The 21,549-nt window shown below is 37.2% G+C and carries 22 protein-coding genes; 1 reads left to right on the top strand and 21 read right to left on the bottom strand.

The window, feature by feature from the left end:
* Positions 1-22: 22 nt before the first annotated feature.
* The 7 genes from ptsP to HNR52_RS01860 form a co-directional block, all read right to left on the bottom strand.
* Complete coding sequence (ptsP, locus tag HNR52_RS01890; protein ID WP_435619533.1) at positions 23-1,750, bottom strand: phosphoenolpyruvate--protein phosphotransferase; 1,728 nt, start codon at positions 1,748-1,750, stop codon at positions 23-25.
* 241 nt (positions 1,751-1,991) lie between these two features.
* Positions 1,992-2,213 (bottom strand): hypothetical protein, encoded by a 222-nt coding sequence (locus HNR52_RS01885; protein WP_435619532.1) that lies wholly within the window; start codon positions 2,211-2,213, stop codon positions 1,992-1,994.
* On the bottom strand, positions 2,185-2,346 hold the full coding sequence (locus tag HNR52_RS01880) for a hypothetical protein (RefSeq protein ID WP_435619531.1): 162 nt from the start codon (positions 2,344-2,346) through the stop codon (positions 2,185-2,187). Before HNR52_RS01880 ends, HNR52_RS01885 begins: the two co-directional genes overlap by 29 nt.
* A gap of 68 nt (positions 2,347-2,414) precedes the next feature.
* Entirely contained in the window at positions 2,415-4,079 is a 1,665-nt protein-coding gene (locus HNR52_RS01875; protein WP_435619530.1) for a sensor domain-containing diguanylate cyclase, read from the bottom strand.
* A gap of 180 nt (positions 4,080-4,259) precedes the next feature.
* A complete protein-coding gene (locus tag HNR52_RS01870) occupies positions 4,260-7,814 on the bottom strand; it encodes an adenosylcobalamin-dependent ribonucleoside-diphosphate reductase (protein ID WP_435619529.1) in 3,555 nt (1,184 codons plus the stop codon).
* 208 nt (positions 7,815-8,022) lie between these two features.
* Positions 8,023-8,514 (bottom strand): thioredoxin family protein, encoded by a 492-nt coding sequence (locus HNR52_RS01865; RefSeq protein ID WP_435619528.1) that lies wholly within the window; start codon positions 8,512-8,514, stop codon positions 8,023-8,025.
* Positions 8,515-8,523: 9 nt separating this feature from the next.
* Positions 8,524-9,918 carry an aspartate aminotransferase family protein gene (locus tag HNR52_RS01860; protein ID WP_013787102.1) on the bottom strand — a complete coding sequence of 465 codons (1,395 nt, stop codon included), beginning with the start codon at positions 9,916-9,918 and terminating at the stop codon, positions 8,524-8,526.
* 103 nt (positions 9,919-10,021) lie between these two features.
* On the opposite strand from HNR52_RS01860, the gene HNR52_RS01855 reads away from it, so the two are divergent.
* Positions 10,022-10,207, top strand: coding sequence for a hypothetical protein (locus HNR52_RS01855; RefSeq protein WP_013787101.1), 186 nt, complete (start codon positions 10,022-10,024; stop codon positions 10,205-10,207).
* Positions 10,208-10,229: 22 nt separating this feature from the next.
* Here the strand turns inward: HNR52_RS01855 and HNR52_RS01850 are convergent, their stop codons facing one another.
* The 14 genes from HNR52_RS01850 to HNR52_RS01785 form a co-directional block, all read right to left on the bottom strand.
* Entirely contained in the window at positions 10,230-10,445 is a 216-nt protein-coding gene (locus HNR52_RS01850) for a DUF896 domain-containing protein (RefSeq protein WP_013787100.1), read from the bottom strand.
* An 88-nt stretch (positions 10,446-10,533) separates the two neighbouring features.
* Positions 10,534-11,223 (bottom strand): DNA/RNA nuclease SfsA, encoded by a 690-nt coding sequence (gene sfsA / locus HNR52_RS01845; protein ID WP_435619527.1) that lies wholly within the window; start codon positions 11,221-11,223, stop codon positions 10,534-10,536.
* Positions 11,224-11,243: 20 nt separating this feature from the next.
* Positions 11,244-11,615 (bottom strand): 6-carboxytetrahydropterin synthase QueD, encoded by a 372-nt coding sequence (gene queD, locus HNR52_RS01840; RefSeq protein ID WP_013787098.1) that lies wholly within the window; start codon positions 11,613-11,615, stop codon positions 11,244-11,246.
* 2 nt (positions 11,616-11,617) lie between these two features.
* Positions 11,618-12,115, bottom strand: coding sequence for a 2-amino-4-hydroxy-6-hydroxymethyldihydropteridine diphosphokinase (folK, locus tag HNR52_RS01835; RefSeq protein WP_435619545.1), 498 nt, complete (start codon positions 12,113-12,115; stop codon positions 11,618-11,620).
* Positions 12,112-12,924 carry a dihydropteroate synthase gene (folP, locus tag HNR52_RS01830; protein ID WP_435619526.1) on the bottom strand — a complete coding sequence of 271 codons (813 nt, stop codon included), beginning with the start codon at positions 12,922-12,924 and terminating at the stop codon, positions 12,112-12,114. The genes folK and folP overlap by 4 nt, the downstream gene beginning before the upstream one ends.
* 20 nt (positions 12,925-12,944) lie before the next feature.
* Entirely contained in the window at positions 12,945-13,511 is a 567-nt protein-coding gene (folE, locus tag HNR52_RS01825) for a GTP cyclohydrolase I FolE (protein WP_435619525.1), read from the bottom strand.
* Positions 13,512-13,642: 131 nt separating this feature from the next.
* Positions 13,643-15,163 carry a lysine--tRNA ligase gene (gene lysS / locus HNR52_RS01820; protein WP_013787094.1) on the bottom strand — a complete coding sequence of 507 codons (1,521 nt, stop codon included), beginning with the start codon at positions 15,161-15,163 and terminating at the stop codon, positions 13,643-13,645.
* 15 nt (positions 15,164-15,178) lie between these two features.
* Complete coding sequence (greA, locus tag HNR52_RS01815) at positions 15,179-15,652, bottom strand: transcription elongation factor GreA (RefSeq protein ID WP_013787093.1); 474 nt, start codon at positions 15,650-15,652, stop codon at positions 15,179-15,181.
* A 158-nt stretch (positions 15,653-15,810) separates the two neighbouring features.
* The gene (locus HNR52_RS01810) at positions 15,811-16,905 is read right to left on the bottom strand and encodes an NAD(P)H-binding protein (protein WP_435619524.1); all 1,095 of its coding nucleotides are present in this window, start codon (positions 16,903-16,905) and stop codon (positions 15,811-15,813) included.
* Positions 16,906-16,931: 26 nt separating this feature from the next.
* A complete protein-coding gene (locus HNR52_RS01805; RefSeq protein ID WP_435619523.1) occupies positions 16,932-17,861 on the bottom strand; it encodes a DUF8754 domain-containing protein in 930 nt (309 codons plus the stop codon).
* A 4-nt stretch (positions 17,862-17,865) separates the two neighbouring features.
* A complete protein-coding gene (locus HNR52_RS01800) occupies positions 17,866-18,390 on the bottom strand; it encodes a hypothetical protein (protein ID WP_013787090.1) in 525 nt (174 codons plus the stop codon).
* Between the two features lie 103 nt (positions 18,391-18,493).
* Positions 18,494-18,718 (bottom strand): hypothetical protein, encoded by a 225-nt coding sequence (locus HNR52_RS01795; protein ID WP_013787089.1) that lies wholly within the window; start codon positions 18,716-18,718, stop codon positions 18,494-18,496.
* 13 nt (positions 18,719-18,731) lie between these two features.
* Complete coding sequence (locus HNR52_RS01790) at positions 18,732-19,901, bottom strand: Ger(x)C family spore germination protein (protein WP_435619522.1); 1,170 nt, start codon at positions 19,899-19,901, stop codon at positions 18,732-18,734.
* Between the two features lie 29 nt (positions 19,902-19,930).
* The gene (locus HNR52_RS01785; RefSeq protein ID WP_435619521.1) at positions 19,931-21,451 is read right to left on the bottom strand and encodes a spore germination protein; all 1,521 of its coding nucleotides are present in this window, start codon (positions 21,449-21,451) and stop codon (positions 19,931-19,933) included.
* Positions 21,452-21,549: the final 98 nt, after the last annotated feature.

The raw sequence follows: 21,549 nt of genomic DNA, 5'->3' as shown, positions 1-21,549 counted from the left end.
CTCCGGTATACCCGGAGGTTTTTTATTCGCCAATTATTTCATATAAAATTTTTTTTGCTGCTTCTTCTATATCATCAGGTGTTGACATGTTTAATACAATTTCCGTAAACTCTTTAGCTTTTTCATAAGAAACATTTCTTATGATATTCTTTATATTCGGTATTGAACTTGCACTCATTGAAAATTCATCCAAGCCTAATCCTAAAAGAATAACCGTTGTAAGAGGATCTCCCGCCATTTCACCGCACATAGCTGTGAATATGCCTTCTTTGTGTGATGCGTCTATGACATTCTTAATAAGCCTTAATATAGCAGGATTAAACGGCTTATAGTAATCCTTTATCCTCTCATTCATCCTATCAACAGCAAGCGTGTATTGGCACAAATCGTTAGTTCCGATGCTAAAGAAGTCTACTTCTTTTGCGAGAAGATCCGCAGTCACTGCAGCAGATGGTATTTCTACCATTATGCCAACTTTTATGTTTTTATCGTATTTTATGCCCTTTTGATCCAGTTCTTCTTTAACTTCGTTTAAGATCTCATTTGCCTTTCTTACTTCAACTACCGAAGAAATCATCGGATACATTATCAATATATTCCCAAATGCACTGGCTCTAAGCAAAGCTCTAAGCTGTGTTTTAAACATCTCTCTTTCGTCAAGACAAAGCCTTATGGCTCTGTAACCCAAAAATGGATTCATCTCGTCTGGCATATTTAGATATGGTAGCTTCTTATCACCGCCAATATCTAATGTCCTTATGGTGACTGGTTTGCCATTCATCTTCTCTGCAACGTATTTATATGCTTCAAATTGTTCTTCTTCTTTAGGAAAATCATTCCTATTCATGTACAAAAATTCTGTTCTAAAGAGTCCTATCCCCTCAGCACCGTTTTTCAAAGCACCTTCTACGTCATTAGGAGTGCCGATATTTGCCGCCAGCATCGATTGCCTTCCGTCTGTCGTAACTGCAGGCAAATCTTTTAACTCTTTTAGCTTTTCAACTCGAATTTTGTATTTATCGCGCTTTTCCTCATATTCCTTGAGGACATCTTCAGTGGGATTTACAATTACTACTCCTTCGTTTCCATCTACAATGGCGATATCACCATCAGAAACTTGCTTAGTGACATTTCCTGTGCCAACTACTGCTGGAATTTCTAATGATCGTGCCATAATAGCAGTGTGGGAAGTCCTACCACCTACATCTGTAGCAAATCCTAAGACTTTTTCTTTTCTCATTGTAGCCGTGTCAGATGGTGTTAAATCTTTGGCAATTATTATCACATCTTCATCAAGCTCTGACAAATTTACATCCACTATACCGTGTATATTATTTATTATCCTATGCCCAACATCTCTTAAGTCAACCGCTCTTTCTTTTAAATACTTGTCATCAAGGGATTCCATCACAGATGCATGCTGCTCAATGACGTGATTCACTGCATTGTCAGCCGTAACATAGTCAATTTTTATCATATTTACAACAGAATCATAAAGCTCCGGGTCGTTTGCCAGCATAAGATGTGCTTCAAAAATCTCAGCCTTGTCTTTTCCAAACTCCCTTTCCGTCTTTTCCTTGATCTTTTCCAATTGAGCTTTTGTCAATTCAATCGCATTTTCAAATTTTGCTATTTCATCTTTTACCATTGATTCATCGATATTTTGTGTATTGATTTCAGCAAATTTCTTCGTGTACAAAAAAACCTTGCCTATTGCAATACCCGGTGAAGCCGCAACGCCTTTTAACATCTTTTTTCCTCCTCATTTGACTTTAATAGATATTATAGCATAATAGTAGTAAAATTTTAAGTGTTTATAATATTTTGCCAACAGTTATTAACTGGCAAACAACAAGAATAGTGTATCATTTATAGACTGTTTTTTCAAACATATTTCACTTATCCCACCTTCACAATTTATCATATCATAAAAATCAAATTAATTGAAGTTTGTCTATGAAAACAAATCAAAATATAACAAAATGAGGAGGTTAACCTCCCCATTTCTGAAGTATCTTAAGAGCATCTTCAACGACTGCCTTAGCATTTTTTATGGCCTTTTGCGCCTCTACTTTATAAATTGGTTTATCTTTGAACCTCAACTCTTCTTTTACTGCCACATCTGCTGCAAATATCACCAAATCTGCTTCATCAATTTCTTTAAATGCCGGTATAAACCGGCGTTTATTGGTCTTTGTTGTTATCAGCAACATTTTGATTGGTTTGATTGTAAGCATCATTAATTGATTTTTCTGCTTCATCGCTTAATGTAATGACTTGCTGTGTAAACTCGTTTGAAACTTTTTCTCTATACTTGCTGTCAAATATATACCTAAATATCTCCATTTTGAATTCCTCCTTGAAAGATCGCTTACATATATTGTATCCACTCAAAATGAAGATATTATGAAGATTTATATTTCATACACAGCGACTCTGTCTCTGCCTTTTGTCTTGCAGCCAGCGTAAAGAGCCCTATCAGCATGGCTTATAAGTTTCTCTGCTGACTCCGCTTTATTTGGAAAATCAGCGACGCCAGCGCTGACAGTTATACTTATATCGCCAGCATCAGTCTTTATCGGTTTAGACGATACTTCATACCTTATCCTTTCAGCGATCACACACGCCTGTTCGGCTGTCAAGTTTGGAAGTATAACAGAAAACTCCTCCCCGCCATATCTTGCAACGATATCATTGTTTCTAACACAGCTTTTTATCCTCGATGCAATCTCCCTAAGCACGGTATCTCCCACCATGTGCCCGTATGTATCGTTAATCTGTTTAAACCTATCTACATCCAGCATTATGAGGCTTACAGACGTCTTTTCAATAGATGATTTTGCTATGCTGTCATGCAATATCTGATCGAAAAATCTCCTGTTATATGTTTTTGTAAGTGGATCAGTAATAGACCTTTTGCTTATTTCAAAGTACCTCTTTGCGTTCATTATGGCTATTGAAGACTGCTCTGATAATGCCTCCATTATCTTTAAAGAATCTTCATCGAATGCGTTGATTTCATTTTGAAATGCAGATATACAACCTATTACACCTTCTGCTCCTTTTATAGGAACTACAATTGCAGAATCGTAATAATTAGATATATTTTTGTCTGAGGAGCGCTTATCTGTTTTTAAATTGCCTATTATTACAGACTTACCCTCACTTACTACTTTACCTATCAGACCTTCATTGTTCATGTACACATCCTTAAAAGCTCCTAATGATTCTTCCCGACACTTAGTCTTTTCATTTATCAAAAAGCCATTGTCATCTTTCAAATAAATAGCTACTCCCGATACGGTTACCACTTTTTCTGTCTCATACAATATTGCTTCTAAAGTTTTGTCTAAATCCAACTTCGAATTGATTATTTTCACCATTTCATATAAAGCATTTAGCCTCTGATTGGCCTTGTAAAGATCCATAAAAGCTTTTATGAAAAACGACAGCAAAATCAAAGGTATGACGTGGTATATAAAAATAACAGTGCCAAATTTCATATACATATTAGCTAAAAATATACCTACAGGTACCATTACAAAATAAGAAGCCAACTCTAAAACCGAGCTCTCTGTCCAGTATTTTTTAAATAGAATTTTTCCCTGTGCCTTTAACGCATAAAACAAGATAAAGTAATTTATTGCAAAACTGGTCAAAACATAAATCACTATGTATATTAGTTGTCCAATGGAAAATCGCCCGATTTTTCCGCCTAAAATCTCATAAAGATGCCCTGCTACTATGTATGTTATGGAAAACATTGCTCCATTTAAAAATCCATTCTTTACTTTTTTTCTAAAAAATATTGTTTCAATCATGGTAGATGCAACAGCCAAAAGAACTGATGACTCTGTACCATATATCAAAAAATATGCTATCGTGATTACAGGACTTATGGAAAGCTTTATATCTGTGTACTTTATACCCAAATTGTCAAGAGTAACCATGGCTAACAAAAGTATAGAAAATAACTTTACGTCGATTTTAATGCTGTATTTAAAACATGCATATAGCAGAAGCGAAAACCCCACCGCAATTAACACAAAATCAAACAATGCTTCCCTTTTTTTTAACATTTTTAACCCCTCTTAATCTAATTAATGTGTTATTCGACACAAATTAAAAAAATCCTTCATTGTTAATAGATAAAATTTTATATACAAATGAAATTATATCACATATATTATTCACAATTTGTCGTTTTTTGATTGAATTAAAAAATCTCCCTGTTTTAGGGAGATTTTTTTAACAGTCCATTAACCGCATTTTGAGTAACCACAATTTTTACACACTACACAGCCACCTTCATGTTCTATTTCACTGCCGCATTCTGGACAAAAGCGTTCTTCTTGTGTGTCATAAGTATATGCCGCCTGTAAAACCGCATCATCATTTTTATGGTTGTTACCATTTATAGGCACGTCGATTGGAGCAAAGTTTTCATCTTCTTCGACTTTTAATTTCATCACTTTTTCAATGACTTTGGCAATAGCATCTGGACACGAAAGAACTTTAATTTCCTTATTATTTGCCATTTGCCTCAATGTAGAATGACACCTTATACCCTTTAGCTGCTCTACTATAGATTTCGCATCGAGTCCCGATCTTAAAGCTATAGATATCAGCCTACTGGTAGCCTCTGACTGAGATGGACAGCCTCCAGCTCGTCCTAAATTAGTAAATACTTCGCATATACCTTCGTCATCGTAATTGACGGTAATGTACAAGTTGCCGCAGCCAATCCTCACCTTTTCAGTTATGCCTTTCGTCACAGAAGGTCTTGGTCTTGGAACGATTTGATTGCGATTCCCATGTTTCTCCTCTTTCGTATTTTCTTTCACACTTTCTTTTTCGTCTTTCTTTATCCCCAAATTAAGCACCTGTGAGTCGCGGCTTCCATCGCGGTAGATGGTAACACCTTTAAGTCCCAATTTGTATGCCAACTCGTAAACTTCCCTTACATCATCTACTGTCGCATCATGTCTGAAGTTCACCGTCTTTGAAACCGCATTGTCAACGTGTTTTTGAAAAGCCGCTTGCATCTTTATATGCCATACAGGATCTATGTCGTGAGCTGTTACAAAAACCCTTTTTACATCATCCGGTATGCCATCAATGCCTTTTAATGTGCCTTGCTGTGCTATCTTCTTCATCAATTCTTCTGAATAAAATCCTCTTTTCAAAGCCACTTCCTTAAATATGGGATTGACTTCCACAAGCTGTGTATTATCCATTACATTTCTTGTCATAGCTATTGCAAAAAGCGGCTCAATTCCGCTGGACGTTCCTGCAATAATAGATATCGTGCCAGTAGGTGCTATAGTTGTAGTTGTTGCATTCCTCAATCTTATGTTCTTGTCTTTGTATATACTTTTATCGTAGTATTTAAAAACGCCTCTCTTTTCTGCAAGTTCCATCGATGCCGCTTTAGATTCTTCATCGATGAATTTCATCAATTTATCAGCAAATTCCACAGCTTCTTCAGAATTATAAGGTATATTAAGCATAAGAAGCATGTCAGCAAATCCCATAACTCCTAAGCCTATTTTTCTTGTACCTTTCGTCATTTCGTCTATCTGTGGCAGTGGATACTTATTTGCATCGATCACATTGTCAAGAAAATGCACAGCATTATGAACAGTATCTCTCAATTTACCATAATCTACTTCGTATTTGCCGTTTTCCTCTTTAAGCATATTTTTTAGGTTTATAGAGCCTAAGTTGCAGGATTCATATGGCAAAAGTGGCTGTTCACCACATTGATGAACTACTATTCCATTACAAATCATAGAATGTGTAACAGGTTCAGTTAAATCATACACTACTTCTTTACCAATTTTTTCAATTGCTGCAACTTCATCATAAAATTTCGTTTTATAGAATGATTTATACTTAATATTGCTAAGTGCTTTTTGTTTCTTTTCAGACATAAACCCAATCTCTTTGGCAAATTTATCACGTGATTTTCCAAAAATACCTAACTCATACAAAATACCATCAGTGCTATAAAATTTTTCTTCTCCATTAACAGAAGTATACTTAAACGTTGCTTTTCTTGGTTTTCTCGAACGATCGAATATGACACTTTTCATACCCAAATTTATAAGCAATATTTGCACATCTTGCAGTAACCTTTTACTTTTTGATGTCAATACTACCCATGAACTATTAGACTTAGGATTATCCCTAACACTTCCATCGGCTGTAAACAGTGCTTGTAGGAAACCTACAACGGCTTCATATGGAGCTTTATATATGCTTTGAGGCACTTGCTTATTTTCTGCTTTCACATTTTTTACACCCAATTTTTTAAAAAACTCTACAAGGTATTTACTATGGTATGAAAGATGATAAACACCGTTTTCTCTTTTAACTTCTTTTACATCTTTGCCATATATATTATTAATAAATGGTTTTAGGTGATACATTACTTCTACATCATCATTTCCAAAAGTAAATCCTACTCTTGTATCTTTATCACCATCTCTTAGCCAACCATCGCCTATAAGCCAGCCCAATGTCTGTCCAAGCTCTTTAGACCATTTATTAGGCAAATTTAATGTATAAGTCCTTCCATTATTTCCAGTATAAATATTATCTACTTTAAAAGGAAGTTCATAAACATTCGAAAAAAATCCATCTCCTGATTGTATTAAAATTTCATCACCAATTTTAATCCTACTAAGTTCTTTCCATCCTTTTGATGTTAAAAATCTATGATCAGGAGTTGCTTTTATCTCATAGCCTGATTTCAGTGTTAATTTGATTACATCTTTTTCTCCATTATTGTATACGTTACTTATCATGTTTAAAGATGTACCTTCACTATTCAAATCAGGGACAGCTTCTGTAATATATCCTCCATTTACTACTTGATATTGTGTCATAGGGACTCTATTATCTGTTACAATATTCAATCCCCCATTTTGATATTTATTATATATCTCATCAATTCTCATCAAACCATACTCTGTAGATACCCACGTATCCCCAGTGACACATGGGTTAGTTGATTCTATCTCACCCGCAAGAGGCGTTGGATTTTTTTCGTTTATGCGATCTAAAAATACGATTCCAGGTTCTCCGTTTTTCCAAGCCATTTCCACAATAAGCTTAAATACTTCTCTGGCATTTAAGCTTTTCACGACTTTATTGGTATGCGGATCTATTAAGTCATAATCCTGTCCTTTTTCAACTGCTTTCATAAAATCTTCTGTTATTCCTACACTTATGTTAAAATTGGTGATTTCATTGTTGTCTTGCTTGCACTGTATGAATTCAAGGATATCTGGATGATCTATCCTAAGTATGCCCATATTTGCTCCACGGCGTGTGCCGCCCTGTTTTACCGCTTCAGTAGCAGAATTAAACACTTTCATAAAGCTTACAGGCCCAGACGCTACACCACCTGTCGATCTTACTGTAGCTCCTTTCGGTCTAAGCCTTGAAAAGCTAAATCCGGTACCACCGCCGCTTTTGTGAATTATGGCAGCATACTTCACTGCGTCAAATATTTCTTCCATGGAATCCCCCACAGGAAGCACAAAGCACGCCGAAAGCTGTCCTAATGGCCTTCCCGCATTCATAAGCGTGGGAGAATTAGGCAGAAAGTCCAAATTCGTCATCATCTCATAAAACTTTTTTTTGACCTTTTCCGTATCTGCGTTTATATCGTATTCTTTGTCTACATCTGAAATTGCTTTCGCAACTCTCTCAAAAAGCTCCTCAACGGTCTCAACGACGCGTCCATTCTCATCTTTTGCCAAATACCTTCTCTCAAGAACCTTCTTAGAGTTTTCAGTTAAATTCATTTAAAACCTCTCCTCATATGTATTTAACTACAATATTTTGTATGCTGATAAAGTTAATTATACATCTTATTGTGTGTTTGAACAAATCTATTCTCATTGAATTTTTCTGTCCATTTGCCGTGATTTTTCTTCATATCTTAAAATTTCTAAATTTTTATATCGTCATTTGCAAATTTTATTTGATACGCCATAAAAAAATATCCCGCCATCATGAACGGGATATTTTTTCCAAAAGCTCATCTATAATTTCTTTGTCGTATTCTCCATTTACATAACCTATTCTAAAGCTATTGTCGCCTTTTCCCACAAGTTCTTTTATTATTTTAGGCCTTTCTATCCAAATATCCAATACATTAAAATCATAGTCGAGAAATACGAATGTAGGTATCTTTGCTTCTTTGTCTTTGCAAAATGTCATCATGTCTTCTTCGTGCCCTTCTCTTTTCAATATGCGAAAATCGATTCCCAATATAGCACATATTTTAGCCATTATAGGTAAGCTTACTTGGCAGTCCGGGCACCAGCTTTCAGCAAAAGCCAAAACATTTGAAACCATGCTGCTATTTTTAATATTCTTTATGCTTTCATCTATATTTACAATCTCAAACCTGTTTTTGAAAATTTCCGGTTTTTTGTTGTCTCCACTTTTAATAAACTCATCAAAGCTTATACCGCTATCAAACAATTTCTTAATATCCACAAAAATCACCTATCTGTTGAAAAATGAGCCCAAAACAGTCTTTGCGCTGGACAATGTCATCCCCAAAAGACTGCCGCTTCTCGTCATTATCTCATCCAAAGCATCTACAACTCTATCAATCTGCTCTTTAGTCACAATAAGCGGCGGTTCAAACCTTATAACGTTTGGATTGTTAAGGGTATATGCGGTTATAATATGATGTTTATTTTGAAGTTCTCCAGCCACCAATGAACCTAAATATTCGTTGGACAATTTTGATACGGCTCCTCCAGACAATTTGTCTAAAAGCCCGCCTTCTGGCTGGTTAAATTCAACACCTATCATAAGCCCTTTGCCTCTTACATCTTTTATCAATTTATGTTTTTCTTTTAGTTCCTTTAGCCTCTTTAAGAAGTACTCTCCTTTTTCTCTCGCAGCATCAGGAAGGTTTTTGTCTAAAATAAGTTTTATAGCTGTAATGCCAGCAGCACATGCCAACGTATTGCCTCCAAAAGTTGATGTATGTAAAAGACACCTATCGGTAGTTCCATATCCTTTTTTCCAAATCTCATCCTTTGCAATATACGCACCTATAGGCATCACACCGCCTCCTAAGGACTTAGCCAAGCACATTATGTCAGGCACCACATTTTCATGTTCACACGCAAACATCTTTCCAGTCCTGCCAAACCCAGTCTGTACTTCATCAAATATCAGATACGCATCGTATTTCTCAGTAAGCTCTCTCACTTCTCTTAAATATCCATCTGGCGGCACTATGACGCCGCCTTCACCTTGTATTGGTTCAACAATAAATGCAGCTACATCTTTTCCCTTTAACGCATCTTCTAATGCATTGGCGTCTCCATATTCCACCTGCACTGTGTCGGGAAGGAGAGGCATAAAGTACTTCTGGTATTTTTCACGTCCCGTAACAGAGAGAGCTCCTGCAGATTTTCCATGAAATGAATTTTTGCAGTAGACTATTTTATGCTTGCCTGAAGCAATTTTAGCAAGTTTCAAGGCGCCTTCCACTGCTTCAGCACCGCTGTTGCAGAAAAAGCTTTTCTTTAAATCGCCAGGCGTAACCATTGCCAAATCATACGCCAGTGCCCCCGGAAAATCATTTACTGCAGCCTGAAGTATGTTTGGAAAATCTTTCACTTTTTCTATCGCTTCATAAATCTCATCTGGATTGTGACCTAAATTTAATGCACCATATCCGCCAAGAAAATCCAAATATTCATTTCCATCGCTGTCCCATACAGATACGCCTTTTGCTTTCACAAAAAGTTTATCAAACTGCAACATCGACAACATAGAAACAAAATTAGAATTCACGTACTCCTTGTAATTTTCCCGCACCTGGCTCCTGTTTAGTCTAAGCGCATCATCGCACGTTATGTATTTTTGATCCTCTTTCATAAAAAACATCCTTTCTTTAAATTTAAAATGATACCATCAGTATAAATTTGTTTTATAAATGAAAAATATAATTAAACACCAAAAATCATTGGAGGTGTTTTTGATGTCAATCAGAAAGAGCCACTGGACCAACATCAAGGGAAACCGAGTGGAATTCGCTGCTGACATCTACAAGTGGGAGACAAGGCATTTTAAGCGAGAAGCAAAATCGCAAAAAGTCCAGTACAGAGCCCACAACCATGGCATAAGCAAAGATGTAAAAAGGCCTATGCACGACAAAGTCACATGAGGGAGAAACATCTCTCCCTCTTTTAATGGTGATGGTGATGATGGCAGCAATCATCGTGACAATTATCTTCATCTACAAATTTTATGCTGTCAAGCTGCTGTTTTACTCTCTGTCTTATTTCCTTTACGTACTCCATCCTTAATTTTGACTGCTCTATCTTTTCTTCATCTGTTAAACCTTCATTTTTTGATTTATGGTACAGATAATTTATCCTGTCTATCATCTCTTTTGTAATCATATATTCACCTCAATTACTAATTAATAATTATATTATATGACTTTTATCAAAAAAACAAAAGACGAGTAACCTCGCCCCATGAATATGGTTAAATTTTAATTTTAACTTCACCTTTAATGTCAATAAAGTTTTCTTTAACGTCGCAACAATATGCGTACGCTTCAACACCGGATTCAATAGCATCTTTCAAAGCAGATGCAAATTTAACATCTGTCTTTACATTTGGCGTAAAATAAAGCACATCATCCATCTGCACGAGAAAAACGACAGCAGCCCTCATACCTTCTTCTTTAGCTTTCTTAAGTTCCATCATGTGTTTTGTTCCTCTTTCAGTTGGTGCATCCGGAAACATTACAACGCCATTTTCCTCAAGGGTTACACCTTTCACTTCTACGAAAAAAACTTCATCTTTTTTAGAAAGCCTAAGATCAAATTTGCTGTTTTTATATGTCTTTTCTTTTTCGATTACATCATAACCTACAAACTTATCTAATTTGCCTTTTAAAATGTTATCCATCACCACTTTGTTGGGAATCTGTGAATCGATAGATATAAGCCTTTTCCCTTTATAGACGAATTCTAATTCGTAAGGAGTTTTTCTCCCCATTCCTTCCCGCCTTTCAAGGACAACAGTTGCGCCAGGCACAAAAAGTTCCTTGCACCTACCTGTATTTGGAACATGAACAGTCATAATTTCACCATCTATCTCTACACGAGCTAAAAATCTGTTTATCCTCTCCAAAAATCTCCCTCTTACAATAGGGTTTTCTATAAACATTTAACGCCGACCTTCCACAGTTACTTTGTAAAGTCCTGTATGGTTACTTCAGCAAAACTCGTAGGAGTTTCCCACAACCTTATGCTGAAAAGATGAAATCTATCATCTTTTAAAAGAGGGTCTAACTTCCTCCACATCCAAATTGCTATATTTTCACACGTCGTATTAAAGCCTAAGACTTCATTTAAGTACGCATGATCCAATTTTTTTACCACTTCACTATCAACGATAGCTTTAAGATGAGCAAAATCTATGACCATTCCCTCATCGTCTATACTGCCTTCCACCGTTACCTCCAGCTTGTACGTATGCCCATGAAGATTTTCGCACTTGCCATTGTACCTGGTCAAATTGTGGGCACTGTCAAATGTGAATACCTTTGTCACCTTCATATTTACACCACCTTGTACCAATCTCTCTTTAATAGTTTGACACCTTCTCTATCCGGCAGCCTTTCTATTATGCGAGACAATTTCTCCCCATCTTTTGTTATGTAAGGTGCAATATCATTAAGTGGAATCAACACAAAAGCTCTTTCCCACATGCGCTCATGAGGTATTTTTAAATCGTCATCATCTACAACCAAATCACCGTACAGAAGGATGTCTATGTCAATCGTCCTCGGGCCCCATCTTACAGTTCTCTCTCTTTTAAGCTCTTTTTCTACACTATTCACAACCTTTAACAGTTCATGTGGTTTAAGTTCCGTTTTTACCTTTGCTACGGCATTTAAAAATTTACCTTGATCTTTATAACCTACAGGTTCTGTCTCGTAAATAGGCGACACCTTTTCTGTGATAACAGAATTTTCTGAAAGCTTCATAAGGGCGTTTCTCAAGTATTCTTCCCTATCGCCCATGTTAGAGCCAATTGATAAAAAGATATCTTTCATCTTACCATCGCATCCGTCATCTTGGCCACTCGCCACATTTCTTTCACGTCGTGCACTCTGACAATGTCAGCACCTTTCACTATTCCAACCGCAACTGTGGCAGCAGAGCCCTCCATTCTTTCATTTACGTCAAGGTTTAAGACACGCCCTATCATCGATTTTCTTGATGTCCCAAGCAATATAGGAAGTCCCAATATTTTAAGCTCATCAAGCCTTTTCATCAATGTCAGATTGTGCTCTAAAGTCTTTCCAAAACCTATTCCTGGATCAATCATTATGCTTTCCTTTTTTATGCCTGCTTTTAAGGCAATATCAATGCTTTTCTCAAAGAAGTTTATAACCTCCTGCAAAAGGTCATGGTACTCTGCCACTTCTTTATTGTGCATTATTACAACGCCAGCGCCATGATCGGCGACGACTTTTGCCATATCGGGATCTCTTTGCAAACCCCAGATATCGTTTATGATGTGTGCTCCATTTTTAAGACACTCGTAAGCCACTTTTGACTTCATCGTATCAATTGAAATTATGGTATCTACTTCACATAACTTCTTAACTATATCATTTATCCTTGAAATTTCTTCTTCTGCAGTAACAGGTTCGTACCCAGGCCTTGAAGATTCTCCGCCTACGTCTATTATATCTGCTCCATCTTCCATCATCTTTAAGGCTCTCTCCATGCCCTTCTCCAATGTATTGTATTTTCCCCCATCAGAGAAAGAATCAGGCGTCATATTCAAAATTCCCATTATGTACGTTCTCTTGCCGATTTCCAACTCTTTATCCCTTAATTTCAACATATAAGCCATAATATCACCCTTCCCTGTGATCATCGCTTTCCATTTATCAAGAGCATGACTTCCTCTCTTGACCTTTGATCTGTCTTAAATAATCCCCTAAGTGCAGATGTTACAGTCTTAGCTCCAGGTTTTTTTATACCCCGCATCGTCATGCAAAGGTGCTCCGCCTCTACGACGACTGCAACCCCTAAAGGATTTGCAGCTTTTACAATCGTGTCAGCGATCTCGCTGGTAAGCCTCTCCTGCAGTTGAGGCTTTTTGGCTAAAATATCGACGATTCTGGCAAGCTTTGAAAGTCCCAAGATTGTGCCTTTTTTTGGTAGATAAGCCACATGGGCAACACCTATAAACGGAAGCAAATGATGCTCACACATGGAGTACATTGGAATATCTTTTACAATAACTATTTCTTGATGCTCGTCTTCTTTAAATGTCTTTATTACATCCATCACATTTTCATGAAGGCCTGAAAAAATTTCTTCGTACATCCTGGCAACCCTATCGGGTGTCTCTAACAGTCCTTCTCTTTTAGGATCTTCACCTATCGCTTCAAGAATATCATACACTGCTTTTTTTATCTTCTCTTTATCTATCATCGCCATGCTCCTTAAAAGAACTTATTTTTATATCAATATAACATTTTTTATCCTGGCGTACAAGTATTGCGCCAATTTTGACGATTAAAAATAAAAAACGGCTCTCATGAACCGTTTTTCGCTTTAACAATTTATTCGCCATCGTCTTTTGTTTCATCTTGATCCGTCCTTGGCTTCATTGTAGGGAATAATATGACATCCCTTATAGAATAAGCATCGGTCATAAACATGATAAGCCTGTCAATTCCAATGCCTAATCCACCTGTAGGAGGCATACCAACTTCCAAAGCATTTATGAAGTCGTCGTCCATCATGTGAGCTTCATCATTTCCAGCTTCTCTCTGCTTAAGCTGTTCTATAAACCTCTCCTTCTGATCGATAGGGTCGTTTAATTCTGAAAATGCGTTTGCGATTTCCCTGCCGTATATAAATGCTTCAAACCTTGATGTAAGTGCAGGATTGTCGTGTTTTCTCTTGGCCAACGGAGATATTTCAACAGGGTAATCAATTATGAATGTGGGCTGTATTAGATGGCTTTCGCAAAGCTCGTCAAATACAAGAGCTATCACATCACCCTTCTTCATGCCTTCTTTGACTTCAAGATGATGCCTTTTAGCAATTTCTATAGCCTCTTCATCTGAGGATACTTTGTTAAAGTCAATATCCAGGAATTCTTTTATGGCATCGATCATAGTAAGCCTTCTCCACGGCGGCGTCAGATCTATCTCAGTACCTTGGTATATTATCTTTTTGCTGCCATTTACCTTTTCAGCTACATAAGCAAATAAATTTTCTGTTATGTCCATCATTCCATGGTAATCAGTATATGCCTCATACAACTCCAAAAGTGTAAACTCTGGATTGTGCCTTATATCCATTCCTTCGTTTCTAAACACTCTGCCCATCTCGTACACTTTTTCAAGTCCACCAACGATAAGCCTCTTTAAGTGTAGTTCCAATGCAATCCTTAAGTACATATCGATGTCAAGGGCATTGTGGTGTGTAATAAACGGCCTTGCTGCCGCACCGCCTGCTATAGTGTGAAGTATTGGTGTTTCTACCTCTATAAATCCTCTACTATCTAAAAATTCCCTAATAGCTTTTATGATTGCAGTCCTTTTAATGAAAGTTTCCTTTACAGTTGGATTTATAATAAGGTCCACATACCTTTGTCTGTATCTTAAATCAGGATCTTTAAGCCCATGCCATTTATCTGGAAGTATTTGCAATGACTTGGAAAGAAGCTTAAAATCCTGAACCCTTATAGTCACTTCACCTGTCTTTGACTTAAATACTTCACCTGTCACACCTATGATGTCGCCGATGTCAAGTATCTTAAATATTTCGTAATTCTTTTCACCCAAAACATCCATCTTGAAGTAAAGCTGTATTCTTCCATCTCTGTCCTGTATATCAGCAAAGGAAGCCTTTCCATGCCCTCTTTTGGACATTATGCGGCCGGCGATAGTGACTGTCTTGCCTTCGAATTTGTCATAATCATTTTTGATGTCAGAGGTCATATTAGTCCTATCAAACTTGTCAATGCCATAAGGCTCAATGCCTAAGCTTCTAAGCTCGTCCAACTTGTTCCTTCTAACTTTTAAAAGCTCATTTAAGTTTTCGTTGTTGTTTACTTCATTTGTATTCGCCATAATACTCCTCCAAATTTATTTGTGTATTTCTAAAACTTTGAGTTTTATTATGCCTGCTGGCACTTCCACACTGATTGTATCACCTACTTTTTTGCCTAAAAGTGCCTTCCCTATAGGCGATTCATCAGATATTTTGTTGTTCATAGGATCTGCTTCAGTCGATCCTACTATCGTGTACTCCGCCTCTTCTTTAAAATCCTCATCGTAGACTTTTACAGTGCAGCCTACACTTACTTTGTCGATGGTGATATCCTCTTCATCGATGACTTGAGCATTTCTAAGCATGGCTTCTATTGTAGCTATCCTTCCCTCAATAAATGCCTGCTCGTTTTTCGCCTCATCGTATTCAGAGTTTTCGCTTAAGTCTCCAAATGCACGGGCCTGTTTGATTTTTTCAGCCACTTCAGGCCTTTTTACAGACTTAAGATAGTCTAACTCCTCTTCTAATTTTTTTAAGCCATCATAAGTTAAAATCACTTGCTTACCCATATTGCCAATCTCCTTTATAACAATAATATTGTATTTTATTCTATGTTTAAGCCATATCAATTATGATAATATTAATACACAAGCACTGCTTTATGCAGTGCTTGTGTCTATATTTTCATGTGGAATATTATAAAACAGTTTACAAATAAAGTCAAGTATTATACAGCACTAAATCTGTTTTCTTTTAATCTCCTTGCTGCATTCTTTCTCACGTTTTCTATAGTTTCCTCTGATACAGCTCTTTCAAAGCTTCTAAATCCCCCAAGTTTGAAACTGTGTTTTTTTGCCAATTTTGCTATCGTATCAACTTGTTCCACCGTTAAGTCTCTACCTAATGAGAAATTTTCTATCATGCCTTCCATTGCAAGTATCATTGTCTCTGCCATACACGCATAACTTGTCTTTGGAGGAAAACCAAAATTGAAGTGAAAGTCCACATCGCCTGGCACTTCCACGACACCACCTTCTATAACCAATACATCATCTCTTGCATCAGCAACTTCCTTCGATACATCCCTGGGCCTTGCCACATCACAAACGACAGCACCAGGTTTTAGGTATTCAGGCTTTATAATGGTATCTACAGCACTCGTAACTGTCACAACTATGTCTGCTGTTTTCAATGCGTCTTTTACGTCAGATGTAACTCTTGCAGCCATGCCTGTCTTCTCCAAAAGGTATTTGCTGAAGTCTTCTAATTTTTGTTTGTTTCTGGCCACCAATGTCATGTACTTGGCCTCTCTGGAAAGTATCTCAGCACACACTTTTCCTATGGAACCTGTAGCACCTATTACTACAACCTCCGAATCCCTTATATCCTTTCCCATAAGTTCAGCAGCTTTTTTTGTGCCTTCTATGGCAGTAGCGATCGTGTAACTGTTGCCTGTAGTTACAGCAATATTTAGATTTTTTGCCACTGTGATTCCTGCATCCCCAACTACAGACGTCAAAGCGCCTAATCCTACAATTTCAGCTCCCAAATTCTCTGCTATCTTGCCAGCCTTAATAATTTTTTTCATGACGTAATCCTCAGGAAGGCTCATCATCTGATTAGAGATAAGCGGTACAGCCACAAAATATCCTTCCGTTTCAGCATACTTGCTTTTTACACCTGTTATCTCCGATACTTTAAGAGGCGGCAGCATTTTTGTAAATCCCTCTACAACGCTGCGAGGCAATTTATTCATGATTTTAAACTTTCTGCTGACATCCTCGTATTCAATTGGATGTATGATAAAAGCGAACTTGTGCATGTTAAATCATCCTTTCAACAAAATATTTACTTTTCTATTGAAGCTTTTTCGCCGTTTAGATATTCTACTCTCGGCTCAAAGCCAATCCTATCGAGAAGAATATTGTAATCATCCGGTTTCATCTCAGATGGACTTTTGCCTGATAGTGATACGAGCACAGCCTCCATTACATTCGTACCAAACGACCTTCCATTTAAATTTGGTGTCGTTGTGATAAGAAGCTTTACACCTCTATCTTTAAGCATTTTTACATCATCTTTTGTGACAGTATTTGTCACGATAATTTTGTCTTTTAAATCGTCAGGCATGTACTTTTTGACAAACAGATAATCACCTGCTATTATGTCAGCTTCCTTATAGAATTTTTCGTATTTTCTGCTGTCTATTGAAAGCTGCTTATCCCCTGTAGGGTACAGCATCTCAAATGGCATTTTGACTATTATAGGTGCTATAATAGCTGCTAAACCGTAAAGAAGTTTAAGCGAATGAAGTGGTATCGGCACACCTAAGGCGAATATCATATCGCCAAGCGTCAAATCAGCACCGTACTCATGAAATGTCTGAGTCATGCCGAACCGGTCCATCGCACTTACTATGAGAACTTTCTTGCCTTTTATGCCCACTATGTTGTTGTCATGTATGTACTTTATTACCCTTCTTTCAAGCGTATTCTTAAGGCCAGAACCGTCTACGATTGGCGATATCTTAGCAGCATTTTTAAGTGGAACCGCATCTTTTATGACATACCTTCTCTCCCCAGCGTAAAGATACAAGTCTATACCACCCATGCCGAATGCATCAACTTTTCCATCAAGCTCTTTTATAAGCTCTATGGCTTTCTTCATATCGCCATCTGTGCCGATTCTTTCGATTATAAATTTTTCCCCTAATATCTCCGTCTCTACTCTGTTATTCCTTGTAGATGAGCCTATGCTTACACTCACTACTCTTTTCACAAAATCATCTCCTTAAAGTATCTAAAATCTCGATTATGAGTTCAGGCTTTACAAATACATCTTCTGTTATTGGAGAATGCCCTATGTTGACACAGATCACTTCTTTGTCAAATATGGCTTCCATCAAATTTGTCCTTTTGTCAGAGCCAAGAAATATAATCGTGTCATAAGATTGTACCTTTGCGATTATGTCCATAACCATATTAAAAAGCTCTGCACCCGTCATATTATCTGCAATGCCAAGGCGCTCTTTTTCAGACAAAAGCAAGATAAAATCAATGCCATAGTCTTTCAATAATTTTTCAATTTCTTCTTTGTTTTTAATTGGAAATCCTATTACTGCAATGTTTCCTCCTTTCCTCACCTCGCCTATGTTTTCTAACCTTGATATAAAACTTCTATCGACTTTAAATTTTGACGCCGTCTCCTGCTGTGAAAAACCATTAACTCTCATTTCGATCATTTTGTCTATAATGTTGTGAAGCTTTTTGGTGTTTATTATCTTTTCGCCTATTTTTACAAAATCCATATTAACCATCCTTTATGTGCACAAATTGTGCTCATACTATTTATAATTCTACTACTTTCTGGCATATATTTCAAGATGGTTTTAAGGCAAATGAAGAATTACTTCATTTGCCCCATATTTTTTCTATAGGCTTCATAAGCATCTCAATGAGCTTATTTGTAGCAGTAATCTTAACATCAAAAGCCACTAACAAATTAAGTGTATACCCGATTGCAACAAGTATAAAAAACGCTACGACTTCTTTTGTCTTTTTCTTTTTTATAAGCCCAGGCACTTCCATAAATATTACTATCAAAAATATAACTGTTACTCCCAATGCATTTAACATATATAACCCTCTTTTACCTTGGTTCAATTGGCTTTGAAGTAAGTCCAGACCTCTTTAGTGTGGCCTTCACGCTTACATTCACCTTTACGTTTGGATAAATCTCATCCCATCTGTCCTTCAATTTTTCCCACACTTTAGGATATTTTTCTTGAAGCTTCTGTCCTAATCCTATAGAGTCAATCTTGTACTTTTTCTGAACTGCGTTTAAAGCATCCAAGACTTCGCTTTTTACCTTCTCTTGCTGCAGATTTTCAAGGCTTTTTATCATCTTAAGATCTGTAAGGTTGTACCTTGAATTCTGCTCTATCATGTTTGAGTCAAAATTGATTTTGACATCAAAAGAGACATCTTCACCGCTTACTTTAGGCGTGATGGTAGAATTGGCTTTTATTATAGTAAATGAAATGTGAGTCCTGTCTCCTTTTGGTCCTTTATCAACAACAAGCGATGTATTTTTAATCAAGTTATCCATCCACATTATGCCTTTTGTCTCTTGTTCTGTCAGAAATCCAACCATCTTATCATACTTAAATGCTGCAGAACCTACAAATCTTACGTGCTGCGGCTTACCATCTTTCTTTACGATCTCCAATCTCCCTACTATAGGTTGGACCTTTTCTGTTTCTAAAGTCTCTACAAAGTGGTTTATATCACATACATACGCTGAAGACGTGTTTTTTTGGTTTTGAATCATGCCGAGGATTTCACGGTAAGGATACTTTTCAACATTTTTTGACAATTTCATAAGGTCATCGAGGGTTCCTCCGGATACCACCACCAGATAAGATGTCCTTCTAAACTCAGGATTCCTCGTGATAAAGTCCAGCATGCTGTAAATACCTGATCTTGCAAGGTTCTCACCTATAAATATTATTTCATTGTGTTGGAGGAAAAGCGTCCTTGAAAGCTCTGTATTGAAATTCGAAAATGCCTTGGCAAAGTCGACACCTCTTGAGCTGTAAACCTCATACGGCTTTCCTGCCGCAGCACCTCCTCCGCCGCCGCCAGAACTTGTAGCTAAATTTGCCGGCTTCAAAATTTGTACAGTGATATTGCACATCTTATCTTTGTCTATGTCCATCCCTATACCTTGTACAAACGCCAGCTCATTTATCTCCCTTTTGTCCCAGCAGCCTGTAAGAAGCAATGATAGTATGATAAACAAAATCAAAACCCTTTTCATAAACAATGCCTCCCCAGATGTTGAAAAATTCAACCTCTTGTGTAATTCTGCCTCTTCACATTTCTCCCTGCTACCTTATGTGGCCTAAATATTTTAGCCCACCATGGTATCCTTATAAACACGTCATTTAGTTCTCTGGTGTTGGAAGGTGCAATTGGCGACAGATAAGGTACTCCAAAGGACTCCAATGATGCTAAATGTGCCAGTATCATCATAAGCGCCATTATTATGCCAAAAAAGCCTAATGTACCTCCAACTATTAGCATGGCAAACCTTAAAAGCCTAAATGTTATAGCTATATTAAATGCAGGTATTGAAAATGAGGCTATTCCTGTCAGTGCCACGACGATCACCGTCGCAGCAGATACAAGACCTGCCTGCACTGCAGCTTGTCCAATGACCAAAGCACCTACGATGCTTACAGCTTGACCAACCTGCATTGGAAGCCTTATCCCTGCTTCTCTCAATATCTCAAAGAAAAATTCCATCAAAAATGCTTCCATGAGAGTCGTAAACGGAACTCCTTCCCTTTGGGCTGCAATAGATATAGCCAGTGGCGACGGTATCATTTCTTGATGATACGTAACAGCCGCCACGTAGATAGATGGCAGCGTCAGTGACATCAGCATTGCCGCAAGCCTCAATATTCTAAAAAGAGTCGATATATAGTACCTTTCGTAATAGTCTTCAGATGACTGGAAAAATTGGACAAAAATCGTAGGCACCACCAGCACCTCAGGAGAACCATCTGAGATGATAGCGACTCTCCCTTCCAAAAGCTCTGCAGCAATCTTGTCTGGCCGCTCAGAATGTTCAATCTGAGGAAATGGTGAAAATGGATTGTCCTCTATCATTTCTTCCAAATACCCGCTGTCTATGATTCCGTCTATGTCGATTTTATTAAGCCTTTTTTTTACTTCCTCAACGACTTCATCTTTCGCTACATCTTTAATGTAAGCTATCGCCACATCTGTCTTGGTGTACTTGCCGATTTTTAATGATTCTATGACAAAATTAGGGTTTTTTATTCTTCTTCTAAGCATGGAAGTATTAACCCTAAGTGTTTCCACAAAAGCCTCTTTTGGTCCTCTCACAACGGCTTCAGTAGTAGACTCAGATACACTTCTCTGCTCCCAACCTCTCGTACTTATCACAATAGATTTGTCCACACCGTCAACAAAAACAGGCGTATCGCCGCTTAAAATGCTTTCTACGACATCACCAAATTTTTCTACTTCCTTTAGATCTGCCGTTGTTATGAAGTAATTTAAAAGGGATTCGTAGACGTTTTTTTTGCTTAAATAATTGCCATCCAATTTTCTGCTTTCCAACGTTATAGGCTCCATTATATTGTTGTTTATAAGCGCCTTATCCACAAGCCCATCCACACAAACCAAAAAGCCTTTTACCCTTTTTTCTCCTATCCTGAATTCTCTAAAAATCACATCGCTGCTTTTGTTTAATAACGTCTTTAGCACATCTATATTTTTATCAATATCATCGTACAACCCCATTTCTTTATAATTTTCCACCAAATAAGTTCTGTCCATAAAAACCATCTCCAAATTTATTATTCCAAAAACACATACAGAATATAATTGGCACATAAATCAAATAATATTCCATGTAGAAACATTTTAAGGAGAAG

The sequence above is a fragment of the Thermoanaerobacterium thermosulfurigenes genome (assembly GCF_051201035.1).
GTDB lineage: Bacteria > Bacillota > Thermoanaerobacteria > Thermoanaerobacterales > Thermoanaerobacteraceae > Thermoanaerobacterium > Thermoanaerobacterium thermosulfurigenes.
This window is presented reverse-complemented; position numbering and strand designations above follow the sequence as displayed.